This window comes from Vibrio sp. NH-7 (genome assembly GCF_053643215.1).
The window spans coordinates 1,358,330-1,377,806 of sequence record NZ_CM132188.1 but is presented as its reverse complement, the minus strand read 5'-3'; the positions used below and the strand labels follow the sequence as shown (position 1 = coordinate 1,377,806).

Annotated in this window: 17 protein-coding genes and 1 riboswitch; of the genes, 12 read left to right on the top strand and 5 right to left on the bottom strand. The window is 48.2% G+C overall.

Annotated elements, in window-relative coordinates; genetic code table 11:
- Positions 1-114 precede the first annotated feature (114 nt).
- The 6 genes from ACUALS_RS20520 (at position 115) to ACUALS_RS20495 (ending at position 6,585) form a co-directional block, all read left to right on the top strand.
- Positions 115-1,194 (top strand): polyamine ABC transporter substrate-binding protein, encoded by a 1,080-nt coding sequence (locus ACUALS_RS20520; protein WP_038187537.1) that lies wholly within the window; start codon positions 115-117, stop codon positions 1,192-1,194.
- Positions 1,195-1,243: 49 nt separating this feature from the next.
- The gene (locus ACUALS_RS20515; protein WP_454449571.1) at positions 1,244-2,221 is read left to right on the top strand and encodes an ornithine cyclodeaminase family protein; all 978 of its coding nucleotides are present in this window, start codon (positions 1,244-1,246) and stop codon (positions 2,219-2,221) included.
- Between the two features lie 69 nt (positions 2,222-2,290).
- Positions 2,291-3,205, top strand: a complete 915-nt coding sequence (locus ACUALS_RS20510) for a dihydrodipicolinate synthase family protein (protein WP_038212442.1) — start codon at positions 2,291-2,293, stop codon at positions 3,203-3,205.
- Between the two features lie 127 nt (positions 3,206-3,332).
- Complete coding sequence (locus ACUALS_RS20505) at positions 3,333-4,454, top strand: ABC transporter ATP-binding protein (RefSeq protein ID WP_454449570.1); 1,122 nt, start codon at positions 3,333-3,335, stop codon at positions 4,452-4,454.
- Positions 4,451-5,731, top strand: coding sequence for an ABC transporter permease (locus tag ACUALS_RS20500; RefSeq protein WP_454449569.1), 1,281 nt, complete (start codon positions 4,451-4,453; stop codon positions 5,729-5,731). The genes ACUALS_RS20505 and ACUALS_RS20500 overlap by 4 nt, the downstream gene beginning before the upstream one ends.
- A 2-nt stretch (positions 5,732-5,733) precedes the next feature.
- A complete protein-coding gene (locus ACUALS_RS20495) occupies positions 5,734-6,585 on the top strand; it encodes an ABC transporter permease (RefSeq protein WP_454449568.1) in 852 nt (283 codons plus the stop codon).
- A gap of 120 nt (positions 6,586-6,705) precedes the next feature.
- Here ACUALS_RS20495 and ACUALS_RS20490 read toward each other — a convergent pair whose 3' ends face one another.
- The 3 genes from ACUALS_RS20490 to ACUALS_RS20480 all read right to left on the bottom strand — a co-directional run bounded on the left by ACUALS_RS20490 (position 6,706) and on the right by ACUALS_RS20480 (position 9,945).
- The gene (locus tag ACUALS_RS20490) at positions 6,706-7,413 is read right to left on the bottom strand and encodes an SDR family oxidoreductase (protein WP_454449567.1); all 708 of its coding nucleotides are present in this window, start codon (positions 7,411-7,413) and stop codon (positions 6,706-6,708) included.
- A complete protein-coding gene (locus ACUALS_RS20485) occupies positions 7,413-8,960 on the bottom strand; it encodes a cryptochrome/photolyase family protein (protein WP_454449566.1) in 1,548 nt (515 codons plus the stop codon). The genes ACUALS_RS20490 and ACUALS_RS20485 overlap by 1 nt, the downstream gene beginning before the upstream one ends.
- A gap of 85 nt (positions 8,961-9,045) precedes the next feature.
- On the bottom strand, positions 9,046-9,945 hold the full coding sequence (locus ACUALS_RS20480; protein ID WP_454449565.1) for a helix-turn-helix domain-containing protein: 900 nt from the start codon (positions 9,943-9,945) through the stop codon (positions 9,046-9,048).
- Between the two features lie 179 nt (positions 9,946-10,124).
- Between ACUALS_RS20480 and ACUALS_RS20475 the strand changes: the two genes are divergently transcribed.
- Complete coding sequence (locus ACUALS_RS20475; protein WP_454449564.1) at positions 10,125-11,327, top strand: sugar efflux transporter; 1,203 nt, start codon at positions 10,125-10,127, stop codon at positions 11,325-11,327.
- Here the strand turns inward: ACUALS_RS20475 and ACUALS_RS20470 are convergent.
- Together ACUALS_RS20470 and ribB are read right to left on the bottom strand one after the other, a co-directional pair.
- On the bottom strand, positions 11,324-11,827 hold the full coding sequence (locus tag ACUALS_RS20470; RefSeq protein WP_454450015.1) for a nucleotidyltransferase family protein: 504 nt from the start codon (positions 11,825-11,827) through the stop codon (positions 11,324-11,326). The genes ACUALS_RS20475 and ACUALS_RS20470 overlap by 4 nt on opposite strands.
- 117 nt (positions 11,828-11,944) lie before the next feature.
- A complete protein-coding gene (gene ribB, locus ACUALS_RS20465; RefSeq protein ID WP_039474971.1) occupies positions 11,945-12,601 on the bottom strand; it encodes a 3,4-dihydroxy-2-butanone-4-phosphate synthase in 657 nt (218 codons plus the stop codon).
- Positions 12,602-12,707: 106 nt separating this feature from the next.
- A riboswitch (FMN riboswitch) is annotated at positions 12,708-12,865 on the bottom strand.
- Positions 12,866-13,276: 411 nt separating this feature from the next.
- Between ribB and ACUALS_RS20460 the strand changes: the two genes are divergently transcribed.
- The 5 genes from ACUALS_RS20460 to ACUALS_RS20440 all read left to right on the top strand — a co-directional run bounded on the left by ACUALS_RS20460 (position 13,277) and on the right by ACUALS_RS20440 (position 19,432).
- Positions 13,277-14,530: an outer membrane protein transport protein gene (locus ACUALS_RS20460; RefSeq protein WP_454449563.1), complete on the top strand. Its 1,254-nt coding sequence runs from the start codon at positions 13,277-13,279 to the stop codon at positions 14,528-14,530.
- Between the two features lie 17 nt (positions 14,531-14,547).
- Positions 14,548-17,052: a VolA/Pla-1 family phospholipase gene (locus tag ACUALS_RS20455; protein WP_454449562.1), complete on the top strand. Its 2,505-nt coding sequence runs from the start codon at positions 14,548-14,550 to the stop codon at positions 17,050-17,052.
- Positions 17,053-17,357: 305 nt separating this feature from the next.
- Positions 17,358-18,005 (top strand): HAD family hydrolase, encoded by a 648-nt coding sequence (locus ACUALS_RS20450; RefSeq protein WP_454449561.1) that lies wholly within the window; start codon positions 17,358-17,360, stop codon positions 18,003-18,005.
- Positions 18,006-18,033: 28 nt separating this feature from the next.
- On the top strand, positions 18,034-18,810 hold the full coding sequence (locus ACUALS_RS20445; protein WP_454449560.1) for a nucleotidyltransferase domain-containing protein: 777 nt from the start codon (positions 18,034-18,036) through the stop codon (positions 18,808-18,810).
- A 22-nt stretch (positions 18,811-18,832) separates the two neighbouring features.
- Positions 18,833-19,432 (top strand): HAD family hydrolase, encoded by a 600-nt coding sequence (locus tag ACUALS_RS20440; RefSeq protein WP_454449559.1) that lies wholly within the window; start codon positions 18,833-18,835, stop codon positions 19,430-19,432.
- Positions 19,433-19,477: the final 45 nt, after the last annotated feature.

The window sequence follows — 19,477 nt, the reverse complement described above, 5'->3', positions numbered from 1 at the left end:
ACCAGTGCATTATGTTAATAAAAAGTTAATCAAATTTGATGCCTAGCAGCAGTATTCAGGCGTCTGAAAATTTCAGGGAATGCCCTGTTGAGACAACAAAAAGGAGCACCAAACATGTCAAGAAAGACATTTACACCATTGGCACTTTTGATTTCTGGAATGCTGCTAGGGACATCAAGCGTTGCGAACGCTGAAGAGAAGTTAACGGTAGTCTCTTGGGGTGGGGCATTTACTCACAGCCAAGTCGAGGCTTACCACAAGCCATTCATTGCCAAAACAGGCGTTGAGCTGATCTCAGAAGACTTCAGCGGTGGTCTTGCCGAGATCAAAGCACAAGTAGAAGCCAACAAGGTTCGCTGGGATCTGGTCTCGTTGGATAAACCCGATATCGTCCGAGGCTGCGCGGAAGGGTTACTTGAACCGGTAGACCCAAGCATTCTGCCCGCAGGGGATGATGGCACGCCAGCGGATAAAGACTTTATTCCTGGCGCTATCCATGAATGTGCGGTGAATACCATTGTGGTTTCAACGGTTCTTACCATCAACGAAGAGGCATTTGCAGGCAAAGCCGCACCGAACAAATTAGTCGACTTGTTCAACATCACTCAATATCCAGGTCGCCGAGCTTTACAAAAGATGCCGCAGGGGAATTTAGAGTGGGCGTTAATTGCTGATGGGGTTGCGCCGGCAGAAGTGTATGACGTGTTAGAGACGCCAGAAGGTCGCGCTCGTGCCTTTGCCAAACTCGATACCATCAAACCTCATGTGGTTTGGTGGACAACTGGCGCGCAGCCACCACAAATGCTCGCAGACAAAGAAGTGGTTATGGCATCCGCGTTTAACGGTCGCATTCATAGTGCGACTCAAGAAGAAGGCCAGCCGTTCAAAATCATTTGGGATCATCAACTGGGCTACATGAATGGTTGGGCGATTCCGAAAGGCAGTCCAAATACCAAGTTAGCCTTAGAGTTCATTAAATTCTCTTCCGGCACACAGCCTCTTGCGGATCAGGCGAAATATGTCGCTTATGGACCAACCCGTAAATCGTCGTCGGCACAAATCAGTCAAGAGATCTTGGCGAGTCTGCCAACTGCACCAAACAATTTTAAGACCGCTTTTCTTATCGATGACGAGTGGTGGTCAGATTACGCCGACGAGTTGAACGAAGAGTTCAATACTTGGCTTTTGAATTAATTTGAGGTCAACGAGGCGGTCTTTTCCGCCTCTTAACAAGGAAACAATAATGCTTAATCTCGATGCAGAGCAAATCGTCCAGTCGCTTTCGATGCAAGGTTTGATTGAATCGATGCGCCAAACGTATCAGCACCACGCGACGATTCCTCAGCGCCGTGTGATGCCCCTGAAAGAGGGAGAGTATGATGCCTTTGCGTTGCTGCCGGCATGGAATGACTCATTGATCACGGTAAAAGCGTTCACCTACTTTCCCAATAACTGCTTGCAAGGGCGAGACAGTTTAGCGTCGAAGATCCTCGCTTTTGATCGCTCGCATGGGGAGCCGCTAGCGCTACTCGATGGCAAGGTACTCACATACTGGCGTACCGCAGCGGCTTCAGCGCTTGCGGCTGACTATCTGGCAAGGAAGGATGCAGAGACGTTACTTATTTGCGGGACTGGCAATCTTGCGCCGTACATGGCGTGGGCATACGCAGCCATTCGGCCGATAAAAAAGGTGCTGGTGTGGGGCAGAGACAGCCAAAAAGCTCAAGCCGCCGTTGATAAGATTTTGTCCGGCAGTGAATATCAGTCGTTAGCTGAATCTAGTCGTTACCATGTTGAAGCGGTGTCAGGAGTCGATGAACACCTTGCTGAGATCGATGCGATCACCTGTGTCACAGGAGCGGCGCAGCCACTGTTCGATGGTACAAAGTTGCTGCCGGGTACGCATATCGATCTGATAGGTAACCATGACAAAGATAAACGTGAGTGCGATAGCGCAAGCATTCAACGTTCCAGTGTGTTTGTTGATAGCCGAGTCAATGTGTTAGCCGAAGCGGGAGAGTTGCTGATTCCGATTGCCAATGGCGAGTTTGCAGAAGAGGCGATAAACGCTGAGCTAACAGACCTGTGCGCTGGCAAGCACATCGGCAGAACCGATGATTCTGAAATCACCTTGTACAAATCGGTCGGTAGCGCACTTGCGGATCTTGCGGCGGTAAGGTTCATTCTCGATCAACAAGATACACAATCGTTTATGGGGTAGTCCCAACGTCGGATAGTCGTATTCGTGCGACTGTTAAAATTGCATACAATATACAAATGGAAGGTAAAAATGAAAGTAGATTGGAAAGGGGTGTACCCAGCGGTCAGCACTCAATTTCGCGCGGATCAAACCATCGACTTAGATGCCACTCAAACCGTCATTGATAATCAAATTAACGATGGCGTGAACGGTATCATCTGTCTAGGTACGGTGGGTGAAAACTGCGCGCTGTACCCAGAAGAGAAGCGTCAGGTCTTAAAGGCGGCGCACGAGGTTGTTGCAGGCCGCGTGCCCTTGATTGCGGGCACCGCTGAATCAATCACGACAGCTTCTGTGCAATATATGCAGGATGCGCAAAAAATCGGTATTGATGGCTGCATGGTGATGCCTGCGATGGTTTATCGCACATCAGACAGTGAGACGGTGGACTACTACCGCACGCTCGCAGAAGCGACCCCAGAAATGCCGATCATGATTTACAACAACCCAGTCTCTTACGGGGTCGATGTCAGCCTAGATATGATGGAGCAATTGGCGAGTTGCGAAAGCATTGTCGCGGTAAAAGAGTCAACGACCGACACGCGCCGCATTACTGAGTTGTACAATCGTTTTGATGATCGTTTCACCGTATTTAGTGGCGTTGACGACATTGCGCTAGAGTCATTAATGCTTGGTGCCACTGGCTGGATTTCCGGTTTGACCAACGCTTTCCCTGCGGAATCGGTGGCAATCTACAAGCTGGCGAGTCAAGGTCGTTACGCGGAAGCGTTAGAGATTTATCGCTGGTTCCTACCTTTGCTCCGTTTGGATACGATTCCGACGCTGGTCCAGTGTATTAAGCTGGCAGAACAAGTGTGTGGCCGCGGCAGTGAGCAAGTGCGTGCCCCTCGCCAAAACCTCAAAGGGGAAGAGCGTGCCCGGGTGATCGCCATGGTGGAGCATGCGATGGCAACTCGCCCAGATCTTTCTAAGTACAACCTATAAACCGTTAATTCAGAGAGAAAGGCAGGGGGAGACTCTGCCTTCAATCCCTTTACGTAAACGGCTTATTAGGGCGTTAAGCTGTTTACCTAGCTGGATTGGGTGATTGATTTGTCGAAAAGGAACAACCATGACAATGCATAAAGAGTACGTCAGCTTTCAGCACGTTCAGAAAACCTACGATGGTGAAAACTTGGTGGTAAAGGATTTTAACTTAGACATCAACCCCGGCGAGTTTGTCACTATGCTTGGGCCGTCTGGCTCTGGAAAAACCACCTGTTTGATGATGTTGGCAGGTTTCGAAACCGCTACGGGCGGCGAAATCTACATTGATGGCACGCCGGTCAATAATCTTGCACCGCATAAACGAGACATTGGGATGGTGTTTCAAAACTATGCGTTGTTCCCACACATGACGATTGCAGAAAACCTCGCCTTTCCGCTTAAGGTCAGAAAACTGCCTTCGGAAGAGGTCTCGCGCAAAGTCGATGCCGCTTTGAAAATGGTAGAGCTTGAGCATGTGGCGAACCGCTACCCAAAGCAGCTTTCAGGTGGTCAGCAGCAGCGTGTTGCGTTGGCCCGAGCATTGGTGTTTGAGCCAAAACTGGTCTTAATGGATGAACCTTTAGGAGCACTCGACAAGCAGCTTCGAGAGCAAATGCAACTTGAGATCAAGCACTTGCATGAGAAGTTGGGCATTACCATTTTGTACGTGACCCATGATCAGGATGAAGCCTTGACCATGTCCGATCGCATTGCGGTGTTTAATCACGGCGCGGTTCAGCAGTTGGCATCGCCGACGGATCTGTACGAATCACCCAGCAATGCCTTTGTGGCGCAGTTTATTGGCGAAAACAACCAACTCTTCGGTACGGTTGAGGCGCTTGATGCTGACCATTGCTTAGTTCAGGTTGGACCGCAGCAACTGTCGGCGAAAGCGGTAAGTGTGAGTGAGGTTGGCGAGCCGACACTGTTGTCGATACGTCCTGAGAAGATCAGTATTACGCCGGAACTGGATAGGTGTGATAACCAAGTAACGGGCACTTTGAAAGAGCTGATTTATCACGGCGATCACCATCGTCTGGTCGTCAGTGTTTCGGGTGTGGGCGATCTGGTGGTCAAGGTCACCAACGGTCATCGCCATTCGCAAGCGTTTAAGCTCGGAGGGGTCTTTGCGATCGGTTGGAACCGCCAAGATTGTCATGCGCTTGATTGTCCGAAAGAGTCCTTTGAGCAGGAGGAAGTGGCATGAGCCGTGAACTGAGTGGGCTTTCTTCGGTCATTTCCTTGCAAAGAAAGCTGGCCAAACCCAAGCCAGATCTTAAATCTCAATTGAAGCGTGCCGAACGACAGAAACAGATTCGATCCCTTTTGCTTATCCTTCCTTTGGTCTGTTTTATTTGCGTCACCTTTGCGTTTCCAATTGTTGAGATGCTGTATCGCAGTGTCGACAATCAAGCGGTACCGAGTGGTTTTCCTCAAACGGCAAAAGTGATCAAACAGTGGGATTATCAAGGTTTGCCAAGCGTGGCGATCCAGCAGCAATTTATGCAAGAGCTGAAGGCGCGCTATCAAGATAAAACACTGCCTAAACTGGCTAATCGATTGAATATCGAAGTGTCGGGAATGCGCAGTTTAATGATGAAAACGGGGCGAAAACTGGCGAAGTTAGAGCGCCTTCCTGTCAGCGCGGAAGAGATACAACAACTCGATAAACGCTGGGCTAAGCGGCACTATTGGTCGGCATTGAAGACCTTAAGCTCTCCTTACACCTTGAGTTATTACCTTGCCGCGCTCGATATGCGTTATGACGATCAAGGTAACATCAGCGCTCAGCCAGAGACGCGCCAAGTCTACGTCGACCTATTTAGCAAAACGTTTGGAATGTCACTCACTATTACTTTGATCTGCTTAGTGATGGCGTATCCGGTGGCTTATCTGCTTGCCAATTTGCCAGACAAACAGGCGAACTTATTGCTGATTGTGGTGCTGCTCCCTTTTTGGACCTCGCTCTTGGTGAGAACGACATCTTGGATTGTGCTACTGCAAAACCAGGGGGTGATCAATGATGTGTTGATTTGGTCTGGGGTGACTTCCGAACGACTGGCGATGGTACACAATACCTTTGGCACCATTGTCGCCATGGTTCATATCCTGCTGCCGTTTATGATATTGCCTCTCTACAGTGTCATGAAAGGCATCAGCCCCAGTTACTTTCGCGCAGCTAGGTCATTAGGTGCGACGCCAGCGACCGCTTTCATTAAGGTTTACATGCCGCTCACTCTGCCAGGCATTGGCGCGGGGGCGCTGCTGACGTTCATTCTTTCTATCGGTTTTTACATTACGCCTGCGCTGGTTGGAGGGCGAAGTGGTCAAATGATTTCAAACATGATCGCGTATCACATGCAGACGTCACTGAACTGGGGGATGGCAGCCGCGCTAGGTGGATTACTTCTGGCTGTGGTGCTGGCGCTGTTTTACCTCTTTAACCGCGTCGTTGGCATTAACAATATTAAGGTAGGAGGTTAATTATGGCACTGCCGAGCTACTGTAGTGGCCGCGAGCGCGTGGCGTATTATGGCTACTTAGGGTTTTGTACTTTGGTGTTTTTGTTTCTGATTGCGCCAATCTTAATCATTATTCCGCTTTCATTTAACGCCACCCCTTACTTTACCTTTACCGAAGGGATGTTGAGTTTGGATCCTGAGGCGTATTCGATTCGCTGGTACGCGGATATGTTTTCTAACCAGCAGTGGATCAATGCCCTGAAAAACAGCACGCTGATTGCGATTTGCGCCACTATTGTAGCCACAGCGTTGGGTACGTTGGCGGCTATGGGGCTCGCGGCGAATAATGTCCCTTTTCGTAACACCATTATGGCGTTTTTGATTTCACCGATGATTGTTCCTGTGATCATTTCTGCCGCTGCAATGTACTTTTTCTACACGCGGTTAGACCTTTCCCAAACCTTTGTTGGCATCGTGCTGGCTCATGCTGCATTGGGGACACCCTTTGTGGTGATTACCGTAACGGCGACCTTGAGTGGCTTTGATCATAGTTTAGTTAGAGCAGCGTACAGCCTAGGTGCCAATCCCATTTACGCGTTTCGCCACGTGACATTTCCTCTTATTCGTCCGGGAATGATCTCAGGTGGCTTGTTTGCGTTCGGGACATCGTTTGATGAAGTGGTGGTGGCGCTGTTTATTACCGGCGTCGAACAAAGAACGGTCCCTAGACAGATGTGGTCCGGAATTCGTGAGCAAATTAGCCCCACTATTTTGGCCGTCGCAAGCTTGTTGATTTTGATGTCGGTACTGTTGCTCGTCACCCTAGAAATGTTGCGTAGACGCAATGCGCGCATAAGGGGGATTAGCGAGTCGTAACTTCTGTGATTGTTGGGCAAAAGCGGTAAGGTCACCATCCAGGTATTGTAGGCTTCAACTCCCGTCCTTACCTTTTCCATCGCGCTTCGACTCTTCTTCGAAGCGCTTTTTTGTTTTTGGCTACCAGGGCAATCGCTCTCCGTCATAGGCGATAAAGCTGCCACTGTCGCTCGCCTTGAGTGAGTGCAAAATAGTTATCAACTGAGTCGCCACATAATTTGGCGTGAAGAGTTTTCCCTCAGGCACGTTGGTTTGGAACGGCTTAGACAATTGGGTATCGGTGGTGCCAGGGTGAAGCGCAACCACCACGCTTTTGGGCATTAAGCGCCCCCATTCAATGGCGATGGATTTGAGTGCCATGTTGAGGGCTGCTTTGGAACTTCGATAACTGTACCAACCGCCGAGTTGATTATCAGTAATGCTGCCGACCTTGGCCGAGACGGTGGCAAGGCAGGGGTGAGCGCTTTTTCTCAATAAAGGCTGGAAATGTTTGGCAATTAGTAGAGTAGGCAAACAGTTGACCGCCATACTTTTGAGGAAGAACTCTGGGACGATTGAGGCAAGGTTCTTTTCTGGTTTTTGGTGCTGTGTATGCAGCATTCCCACGCAGTTGATGATCCAATCCAACTGCTCAAACTGCTGGGCAAGTTGCTTAATGCTGGCTTCGTCCTCGACATTAAGTGGATACCAGCGAACTAGGCTCTGCTGATGCTCAGGTTGGTTACGGTGATAGGTGGCAGCGACATCAGCTTGCGGGTAGTGGCTAACGAGGTGGTTGACGATGGCTTGACCAATACCGCCGCTTCCTCCGATTACGAGTACTTTCATTACAGCTCCTCCAAACGTTGAAGATTACGTTCTGCGGTCTCTAAAATGGCATGTTGTGCTTCATCGCTCATCTTGTCCCAATTGCGGTATATCATGCCGATGCGAGGAAGAGTGCCAATTAGATCTCGATGTCTGACCATAAAATGCCAGTAGAGGCTGTTAAGTGGGCACGACGTTGGGCCACTTTTTTGGTTTACTTTGTAGCGGCACGATTTGCAGTAGTCACTCATTCGATTGATGTAAGCACCACTGGCTGCATAGGGTTTGGTCCCTACGATCCCGCCATCGGCGTACAGTGCCATGCCACGGGTGTTGGGCATCTCAACCCACTCGATGGCATCTATGTAGATACCCAAATACCACTCATCGACTTCGTCAGGGTTGATCCCCGCCAGCAGTGTAAAGTTGCCAGTCACCATAAGGCGCTGGATGTGATGAGCATAGGCATGCTCCAGAGATTGGCCAACCGCTTGGTTGAGGCAGTTCATGCCACTTTTGCCTGTCCAGAAGTAATTCGGCAGTGGGCGTTTTGCATCAAAATGATTTCGCGTTTTGTATTGCGGCATGTTTGCCCAGTAGACCGCGCGAATGTATTCCCGCCAACCGATGATTTGACGGACAAACCCCTCAATCTGTGACAGTGAAATGTCGCCGTTGGCCTTTTCGAAATAGGTGATGGCACTAGTGACAACTTCAAGAGGGGAAATCAGCTTGCTGTTGAGAGCAAAAGAGAGTCGACTGTGATACAAGCTCCAACTTGCTGGGTGACGGTCTGTCATGGCATCTTGGAAAAAACCAAATCGCGGCAAGCAGTGCTGGCAAAAATGCGCCAATAAATTAAGAGCTTGGCTACGATTGATAGGCCAAATCAGTGGGTTGGAGACATCACCTATGTTTTTTACCTTGTGGCGTTCAAGTCTTGCCATAATATCGCTGACATCTGTGGCAAACATCAGTGGGTTAGGAATCGCCTCTAGGTCGTCCTCTTTAAACGCATTGCGGTTGTTGGCATCTAAGTTCCATTTTCCCCCAACCGGTTTGTCGCCTTCCATGAGTTGATTGAAGCGTCGGCGCATTTTGCGGTAAAAGTGCTCCATCAAGATGTGTTTACCAGCCGGAAAAGCCTCGGCAATTTCCTCAAACGGGAACAGGAAGTGCTCGCTCTCCACCATAGTGACTTTCACCTCTTCAATAGTGAGCGCCTCTAGCTGCTTGAGCAAACGGTACTCATCGGGGCGTTGATACTCAAGGTGAGTGGCTTGATATTGCTCGACAAGGCTTGCAAGCAAGTGAGGCAAGTCTTGATATTGTTCACTCTGGTCTAAGTCGAGATAGAGCACCTGATGGCCGAGCTGCTTAAGCTCGTCGGCAAAACTGGTCATGGCAGCAAAGAAGGCGCAGTGCTTTTGAATGTGGTGAGTGGTGTAACTCGCTTCCTGATGGAGTTCAGCGATAACATACAACACGCTGTCGTCTTGGTGCTGAAACCAAGAGTGCTTGATATTGAGTTGGTCACCTAAGATGAGGCGGATGGTGGTCATGTTCATTCATTTGCTTAACAGAGTTTAATACCCTTACGCATTGGCGCTCTATTGGGATCAGGCAATGACGTGCTTTGACGGAAAGTTTGTCCTATTTAATCGCCTGTTGGAACTGGTTGCGGAACTGGGTTGGTGTCATCTCTTTCACCGTTTTGAACTGGCGATTAAAGTTCGAGAGGTTTTGAAACCCTGTGTTCTCGGCCACCAACGCAATAGGTAACGATGTACTTGCTAGCAGCTCACAGGCTTTGCCGATGCGAAACTGTTTGATGTGATCCGAAAAGCTCACCCCATAGTGCTTTTCAAACAGACGATACGCAGAGCTTTCACTCATGTGCAGGCTTTTACTTAAATCGGAGATGCGTATCGCTTTGGCGTAGTTTTCCTCAATATAGTGCGTGGCTAACTGCACTTTTTGCCGCGCTTCGCGGTTGCCGGATAACTGGCTAATTCGATAAGGAGAGGCGGAAAGTTTTTCTGACTGCCCATCATTTGCCAGAAGCAATAACACTTCAATCACCCGAACCGCCTGAAAGGCTCGATTTAGGTTTTCAACCCCAGTCAATAGGTCAGACACCTGCTGCGAAACGGCAGGGCTGAATTTGAGGCCATAGGCAGAGTCTTCGAGTAAGCGTTTGATGTTTCGAGCTTCTGGAATTGTGGCTTGCAGTTTTTCTATCCAGTGATGTTTGAGCCAGACAATGACGGAGTGATGCGGCTTTTCATCGGAGCCGTTAAGTTGGCCTGTGATCATATGAGGCAGACCGGGGCCATAAAGCAAGAGGGTGTTGTGGCCAATGGAGCCGACCGAATCTCCGGCAAAATAGTTGCCGTTAAAGACGTTATCTGGGTCTTGATAAAGCACCAGTTCGTATTCGGTGTGATAGTGCCATGAGCAGGCAAATTCTTCTTTTTTGATTCGGCAATGATACTCGCGCACGATCCAATCGTTGCTCGGTGTGTCCATCACATTTTCAATATACGGCTTCATCGCTCGGCTCCTTATCTGACCAACCAAGATTAGGGTAACTGTTGCTTTTCTGTCAAAGGAGTTTGGTAAATTGAAGGATTAGTATTAGAGGTGGCTCGAATACTATCAATGGGCCTGCATATCTTTGATTAAACTGTAGTCTCACTAACTCACACACTTAACTCAAAGGAGCCCCACATATGTTGAAAGATAAAACAGCATTGTTGTTTATCATCACCGCGTTCGTTACTGGTTTATGCGGGGCCTTTTTTTATCCGCTATCGAGTTTGTTCATTGTCGAAGAATTGGGTGCATCGCCGATGATGCTGAGCCTTTACATGGTGATGGCGGTTGTCAGTGCGGTGGTTGTGTCGCAGCTGATCGCAAGACAATCAGATAAGAACTGGAAGCGCAAAACGATTTTGCTGGTGGCGCTGACTTGCTATCTCATCACTGTATCGAGCTTTATCGTGGTGCGAGATTATTGGCTCGCTATCACCATCGCGACCGTGTTTGGTAGCGTCAGTGGCGCCGCATTTGGGCAGCTGTTTGCTTTGGGGCGCGAGTACGGCGATCGCTATGTCGAAGACAGCACCACCTTCCTGTCAACCATGCGTGCAGGTATTGCCATTGCGTGGGTGTTTGGTCCTCCATTGGCATTTATGCTAAAAGCTAGCTTTGGCTACAATGCGTCGTTTGGTGTTTCGGCGACGATTGTCAGTGTCTCCATTTTGGTTATCGCTAAGTACTTGCCCAATGGCGTTGTTAAACAAGATTCAGAAGAAGAACCACAAGCGGCCACTAAAGCTCCTCAAACGGCCAATCATTTGATTGCTGTCTATTGCTTGGTGGTGGTGTTTGCCTTCGCAGCGAACAACCTTTACATCACCAGTATGCCGCTTTACTTATCACAAGAACTAATGGTGGATCCAAGTTGGCTAGGGATTCTATTTGGCGCGGGAGCATTGTGTGAAATTCCAATTATGCTTGGCGCAGGTAGGCTAGCAGAGCGGGTAGGGACCATCAAACTGTTGATGATGGGCATTGCAAGTGGCATCGCGTTCTATTTTGTGATGCTGATGAGTACCAGCTTCGCCGCCATGCTTGCCGCGCAATTGCTGAATGGTTTCTTTATCGGCGTGTGCGCCACGCTAGGGATGGTGGTGCTTCAAGATATGATGAAAGACCGTTTGGGCACAGCATCAACCTTGTTCTCAAATATGCTTAACGTCAGTATGCTGGTGGCGAGTCTTTCCGTCGGTGTGGTTGGTGAGCTGTTTAACTACTACAGCACCTTGTATGTCTCGTTCGCAGGTTCCATTGCAGCACTGATTTTATTGGCACTATTTGCGGCGATAGAAACGAAGCATCGACAGTCACAAAGCAACGTCGTCGCTGCTTAAACCGAGTTCCTTACGACAGTGAGCTTTGGCCAAAGTGTTAACCAGTTTTTACTCGTGACTCTTTGGTCAAAGCTGCTGATGTCTCGCTTGGGATTATGCGAGATATGTAGAGCGAACAAAGATTCGTAACCAAACGCGCTGATGCATTCGACCATTCCATCCGCGTTAATTTTGGCAGCGACAGCGGTCTCTTTCTCTGGCCAGTAACTCATGGCATCAACCACATCCAAATAGGGCTTATCTCCATTTCGCTCGTGCATGCGGGCTTGATTTCGAACTTGCCAATTAAGCTCTGGCATCTGTTCACTAAGTTGCATTTCAATCGCCAGTTCTCGCGCCGCTTCAAGGTTTTCAGAATCGAAATAGATCACATCGATATCATTCAACGGCGTTGAGTTTGTGTGGTGATGAAGCGTGTCCCAGACAAGATTTCGCACGAATCCAGCGGCGACATAGCCTTGAGGCAAGTTGAAGGTAGATACTAGGCGTAGAATCGCCATGCGTTGCGAGTCTTGTTCAATAAGGCGTTGTAATTGGATGTTCAAGGTCGTCACTGCCGCAGGTCGTTAGCGAGAAAATGCCAAGCACGCAGGAGAGTCCGCGCACTTGGCTATGGTTTACGCCAGTTTGAGGTCGAACTGTTGGCGGTATAGCACCATATCTTCAATCGTCAGCACTGGCATATTGTGCAGCTTACCAAAGGCGACGATTTCTGGTGTTTTCGCCATGCTACCATCTGGGTTGGTCACTTCACAAAGCACACCAGCAGGCTGTAACCCTGCCATCTGCATTAGATCGATAGTACCTTCTGTATGTCCACGACGTGTCAGTACGCCACCTTTGCGTGCTCGAAGCGGAAATACGTGGCCCGGGCGAGCCAGATCAGACGGCTTCGCAGTTGGGTTTGCCGCCGTTTTAATCGTTGTCACGCGATCTTGCGCGGAGACACCAGTGGTTACGCCTACTTTCGCTTCAATTGATACGGTAAATGCGGTTTGGTTGGCGCTGTTGTTGTTCTCAACCATTGGCGTGAGCTCTAGACGATCCGCTTGCTCTTCTGGCAAACATAGGCAAACGATGCCGCTGCATTCGCGAATCATTAACGCCATTTGAGCGGTGGTCAGAGATTCCACCGAATAAATGATATCGCCTTCGTTTTCGCGATCTTCATCATCGAGTAACAACACACCACGACCTTCTTTTAAGGCGATAAGTGCATTTTCAACGCGGGTAATTGGGTCACCGAATTCGGCAAGTAAAGAGGACTGATTCATGGTTAACTCCTAAAATATCACCAGAATCAGGGCATATATGAGCACTAGAGTCCTAAAACTCCAGCCAAAACGAAATGCATCACCAAAGATGACCGTGGTGATGTTTTTTCATTCTCTCTCATCCGGACTGTAACCGTCGGCTCTGGCCTCTCACCAGATCTGCTGACCTCGACGAATCGAGCGCTCGCGGGCTTGTGGTTTCTTCATTAACAGTGAAGAACACTTACCGCCGGTGGGGAATTTCGCCCCGCCCTGAGAATAAATAAAGTTGCGTAAATCGCGTAAGGGATTGTAACGATTAACCGCATCGATGAGAAGCAAACGTTATCATCGATTTAGTGTTGTTGTTAAAAGCTCCCCAGATAAGTCACTCGGCTCTGGGCGTTTGTTGATTTTTTGCTCGTTTGGTTCGATATCTAAACGATGTAATCGATAACAAATCTGATCTGACCACTTTCTATTGATAAGTGTAGATAATACAACGCTTTATATTATTGCTATGACTAATGCGTCATTTTTGATGCGCCAATGTTGGTTATTTTTTGACATTTCGATATACAAAAAATAACATCTAATTAACATTGTGCGTATTCACATCCGATTTCCGCATAGTGTCGCACAACAAAAACTACAACAATGCCATTCGAAAAAGAACGTACCCTAGGAGGGTCAAGGATGAATAAAAAGCACTGCTCTCTGCTGACAATCTCCATATTGTTTGCGTGTAACGCTCATTCCGCAGGTTTCCAAGTCGCAGAACATTCGGCATCGGGCCTCGGTCGCGCGTTTTCTGGTGAAGGCGCGGTCGCCGACAATGCGAGTGTATTAGCACGTAACCCCGCTGCCATGACACTTTTTGAAAACACCACCTTTTCTGGTGCGCTGTCGATCGTTGATCCTGAGGTGAATGTCACCCAAACCAAAATTGGGGACGCAGATTTCAAACAGAAATCGAGCGACGTTGCGCCAATGCAATTTGTCCCTGCTGCCTATTTCATCCATCCTGTTAGCGATAAGTTTGCCGTGGGTTTTGCTTCATTTACAACTTATGGTGTCGCGACCGATTACCCTGATGATATCTATGCTGGTGACTTGGCGGGTAACACTTCGCTCTTGTCTGTTAACCTCAATCCGAATGTGGCGTTCAAACTGAACGAGCAGTTCAGTGTGGGTGCGGGTCTTAACCTAGTGTACGCAGAAGCTAAGTTGGACCGCCACCAAGGTGGTCTTCCACTTGGAGGTAAGCCAAGCGACAAAATCATTAGTATGACAGGCGAAACCATTGGTTTTGGCTGGAATATTGGCGCTCTGTACGAACTGGATCAAGAGAACCGTTTTGGCTTTGGTTATCGCTCTGCGGTCAATTTGAATTTCGATGATGGTGAGTTTACCGATCACTATGGCGGGGTGATTCTTGACCCGAACAAGAATGAAACTAAAGGTCAGCTTCAACTGACGTTGCCAGCAATTTTGGAGTTGTCTGCTTTCCATCAACTTAACGACCAGTGGGCGGTTCATTACGGGTGGCAGTGGACACAATGGAGCAGTTTTAAAGAGCTAAAAGCGACCAGCTCAGAATGTAAAGATGGCGTATGTTTCAAGAAAACAGAACACTATGAAGACAACCAGCGTTGGTCTGTCGGTACAACGTACACCCTAAACAAAGAATGGACACTTCGAGCGGGTTTGGCTTACGACGAGCAAGCAGGCGATGCGACGCTTAGCATTCCTGATAGTGATCGTTTCTGGTACTCCGCGGGCTTGACCTACCTATGGTCAGATAACCTAAGTTTAGATGCGGGCTTTACTCTAGTTCAGAGCAAGAGTGGCAGCTTTAAAGAAACAGATGCAGCAGGCAATGAGCTTACGTTTGATGCAGACGCGCTGGCCTTCTTATCCGCAGTTCAGCTGAACTACACCTTTAAGTAGTATTGGGAGTAAATACAATGAATAACAAATTTTCTCTATCACTTGTTTGCTCTGCTGTACTGCTGGCGGGTTGTGGAAATGATACAAAAAGCAGCGGTGCAAGTACGGACCAGCCATACTCGAATGAAGCGATTAATGAGATGCTTTCGCGTAGCTCGACAATTGATTTCACCTTATTAGGCGATAACGCCGCGGTTCCTTTGCCTTCATTTTTGTTATTGGACACTTCTGACAGCACGTTAAATATCCCTGTGACTGAGGGGCAGTCTACCGGGCTAGACAACCCAGAAGTGGCGCTAGGTGAGGTGGATGGTTGGAGTCCACAAATGCCATTTGTGATGGACTTGAATCTACCAAGTGGCGTTACGATTGCAGATGATAATAGCTCGAGTTCTCCGAGAGATGCTGCACGTTCTGATTTTAAAGCGGGCGTGTGGGTTGCAGAGGTCAAAGTTAATCTAGCAACGAATGAAATGACATTTGTCAAAGCGCTAGAACATGGCGATGATAAGGATTTCACGGTTGAACTAAGTGATGACAAGCGTTCACTTAATATCAAACCAATTAACCTCAAGCCAGGTACAGATTACATCTACGCGCTGACAGACAGTCTTCAAGACAGCAACGGTGAGCCTTTGGGTACGTCTAGCTCTTATGCGATGTTGAAAACGACCGAGTTTACGCAATCAGGTAGCCTAGCGACACCGCAGAAAATTATCCAAAGTGTTGAAAAAACGTTCGCAGATAACACGGCTTTACTTTCTGATGACATCATCTACTCCTCATGGTTTACCACTTCTTCTGCAGGTCAGGTGCTACTGGGAACCAAGAGTGCGATTGCTCAGACCGCTCTACCAACGGTTAACCCTTCAGATATATGGAACGGTTCGATTGCCAACCCAACCGGGATCGATGCAGATACCCTAGATTCAATCTATCAGATGACGGTCACCAGCAAACAAAGTTTTGGTGATGCCGTTGCGAATGATCCTATGTTCGCTAGCGGGTTTGGTGCTGATAGTGCTGCGCTATTGCAGGCGGCTTACAACCAAAACTTTGCCAATGAAGCGATCGCTTCGATCCAAGTGGTTAAGGGCACGGTTAAGTTGCCATACTTCTTGTCTGACTCACTATCAGGCAACGCCTGGCAGAAGACACCATGGCGTAGCGCGATGCCAAGCGTGTTTAAGATTCTATCGGTACTCGGTTCTGGCTCTGACGCAGACAAAAACGCGATTGCTCAGCAATTGGCAATACTTGGCATCACTAACCCAGCTGTCGATCTGCAAGACCCTGAGAAATTGAAAGCATTGGTGGGGCAGAAATTGACGCTAGCTGATGGCTCTCAGCTTGACCCAGAGCGTATCATGACCAAATACAGCGCAGTCCCTCAGATTCGTGCTGTGAAAGAGGTTCCGTTTTTGATGTTCGTGCCTGAAGGGGCGGCGATTGGCTCAGACTTACCTATCTTGCAGTATCAACATGGTATTACCAGCATCAAAGAGAGTGCTTATGCGTTTGCCATGCAGCACATCGGTGCCGCTATGAAGATCGGCTCTGCGCCGTATAAGCCTTACGCGATCATTGCCATTGACCAACCGCTTCACGGTCAGCGCGGATTGAGCCAGCAAGTGGTTACTACTCCATTGTCGCCAACAGTGTACATGAACCTACAGTACCTACCTGTTGCGCGTGACAACATTCGCCAAAGCGCGATCGATGGCCTGGGTGTGCGTTATGCGCTTAACGGTGCAACCGACGCGGCATTCGCTAATCTAGATAAAGGCAATGTCTCTCTGTTTGGCCACTCCATCGGTGCGATCACGGGTATCAGTTCTTATGCGATTGGTAACACGCCTGTATCACCACTTGAAGGTAATATCTTTAAATATACTAGCGCAACCTTAGCGAATCCAGGCGGCGGTATTGCGCCATTCTTGCTAGAGTCAGGTAGCTTCAGAGGAGTGATTAAACATAGTGTTGCTCTGTCGTTGACTAGTTATCAGAGTTACTATGGTAAAACATGTGTACCAGCTTCCACCGCAGGTCCAGATTGTTTCGATAATTACCTTGGTCAAGCGTCGGCTGCAGAGAAAGCTGCAGTTTCTAGTACATTAAGCAAATTCACGTTCGCAGCTCAAACCGTGCTAGATAACGTTGATCCCTACAATATTGCGTCGATGGTGAACCTAACCGGTGCGCCTGTCCTGGGAATTCAAGCAGAAGATGATCAAACGATTCCAAACGCGGTCTCGACATCTCCAACATCTGGCACTGAACCACTGTTCAAGAAACTGGAATTGGTAAATAGCACGAAAGATACGTCAGGCCAAAAACTCGCGTCTTACTTCACTAAAACTGTGAGTCAAGCGCAGCACTCCACAGTAATCTCACCACAGAGTAATGCTGATGGTGTTGCGAACCTGGAAATGACGTCACAAATTGTCCAGTTTACGTTAACAAACGGAAATGCAACTTCGTCAATGAATGTGACAAGCGCATTACTTGATGCCACTAAGTAAGCTGATGTAAATCGAAAAGCCGACCACTAGGTCGGCTTTGTTCGTTTTGGCGCTCTGTATTTGCTCTGGTGTGACTTATCCTTGAATACCCCCTATCGCAACGTTTGGGATATTTTCGAATGACACCAAAGTCCCGGCTCTTCCAATCCAGCTTGATGCAGCCTAGTTTGTAGAACAGCTATCGTGATTGTATTCTCTAGCGAATTGAGATTACGTCGTAACCAATACTTATAATTAGTTGATATCTTTGCAATAAATGCCACGATTCTGTATATGTGAGAACTCATTCATAAAATAAGTTGTATATGGAGATAACCGTGGAGCAATACCAAGCGTTTTTGTTTGATATGGATGGCACTTTAGTTAATTCGGAGCCATTAAAAGGGTTGGCGCTGGCAAAAGCGTGCGCGGACTATGGCGCAGAGGTCGATTTCAATATTTACAAGCAAGTGATGGGTGAAAGTTGGCCTGTGGTCACAGCACATTTCTTTCAACATGCGGGTATTTCGCCTGATTTAGCCGAATTTAATACGCATTTTCGAGCTCATTATGAGGCATTGCTTGCCAGTGAATTGGAGCTCAATCATGGGGCTCTGACTTATCTTCAATATCTCAAAGAGCAAGGAAAAACATGCGCTGTCGTCAGTTCTGCGGCCACTTGGATGGTCGACAACATCTTACGCGCGCTAGATCTTGATGAACTGTTTGATGTTGTGATCACTCAAGAGCATGTTTCCAAGCACAAGCCTGACCCTGAAGCCTATTTATTGGCACTTTCTCAACTGGACTTACCAACAGAGGCGGCGGTGATTTTCGAAGATTCTCACGCAGGAGTCAGCGCGGGTGTTTCGGCAGGCTGTGATGTGGTCGCAATTCATCATAGCTTTAATGGCAACAATGATTTGAGCCAGTCAATTAAACAAATCAGCAGTTATCAGGAGCTGTTAGTTTAATAGATTTGATATGCCTAGGGAGAGCTGCATGCTTGATAATAAAGGACTCACTAGCCAAGGCTATATTGATAACCCATATAGCGTTGAACATGTTCAGCCGGAGTTTGCCCCGGTAGTCGAGCAAATGCTGCGACGCTTGAAAGAGACCTTTCCAGACCAGCTGCATAGCGTTTATCTCTATGGCAGTGTGCCAAGGGGAAATGCTGTGTTTGGCCAGTCAGATTTGGATGCGTCTGTGGTGTTCCATCAACCGCTTTCTTCAAACGACCATAAGCAGCTGCAACGCATTGCCAATGAGCTAACTTCGCAATATTCCGCCATTAGCAAGCTGGACTTTGACCCAGGCCACCTACAAGAAGTGCTGGCGGAAGAGGAAGAGTATCGTTGGCAGTTTTGGCTCAAACATTGCTGTTGCTGCTTATGGGGAGAAGACCTATCGACTGGATTTCGTCTTCATAAACCAAGCTTACGGATCGCTTGGCAGCTCAATGAGGATCTTCCGCAGGTATTGGAATCGTCGCGTGAGTCTATTCAAGCTCAGGATGGACAAGCTAGTGCTAAAGTGTTGGGCAAAAAACTGCTGCGCAGTGCCTATTTACTTGTCGCAGAGCAAGACAATAGCTGGTTGAGTGATTTGGACTCCATCGCCAAGGTTTTACACCAATACTACCCTGATGATGTCACATCCATAGAACTTTGTTTGCGTTTAGCGCAAGGGGAGTGTGGAAATGTGCATCGTATCAATGAGTTAATCTCTGGCTTTGGCTATAAAGTAGTAAAACAAATAGAAAAAGCGAAAGCGTGAAACAATCACATGGAGGTGAGCGTTGAAGAGTGTTGTATTAATTGATTTTGATGGGGTGATTAGGCAGTGGCCCGGTAATGAAGTTTCTCAGGCAGAAGCGGTGCTAGGGATTTCTAAGGGCGCATTGTATTCGTGTGCTTTTTCTACCGAACTATTGAATTTAGCGGTATGCGGTGAGATTTCTCATCAGCAATGGTGTGACAGAGTCACTGAGCAACTGGCGCGCCACTGGGGTGAGGAGGTTGCGGCACAGTTGGTTAAAATATGGAATCAAGCGGAGTGGTTTATTGATACGCCGCTAATAGAAGGGATTCGTCAACATACCCCTGAGAGTAAACTCGTATTGGTGACTAATGGTACGTCTCAGTTAGAAGCAGATCTCGCCTCTGTTGCATTGCAAGACAGCTTCGATCTTGTTGTTAGCTCCTCACATATTGGTGTCGCTAAGCCCGATCGATTGTTTTTTGAGATTGCTCTGCAACTGGCCGGAGGTAATCCCGTCAATGCGGTGTTTATTGATGATAGTGAGGCGAACGTGGCTGCCGCCAAAGCGATGGGGATCGACAGTCACGTCTATAATAACAGCGACGACGCGTTAGCCTTTGTACGCGAGCACTTTTAATGGTTATTAACTATATGAAAAAGCCGACGATAACGTCGGCTTTTG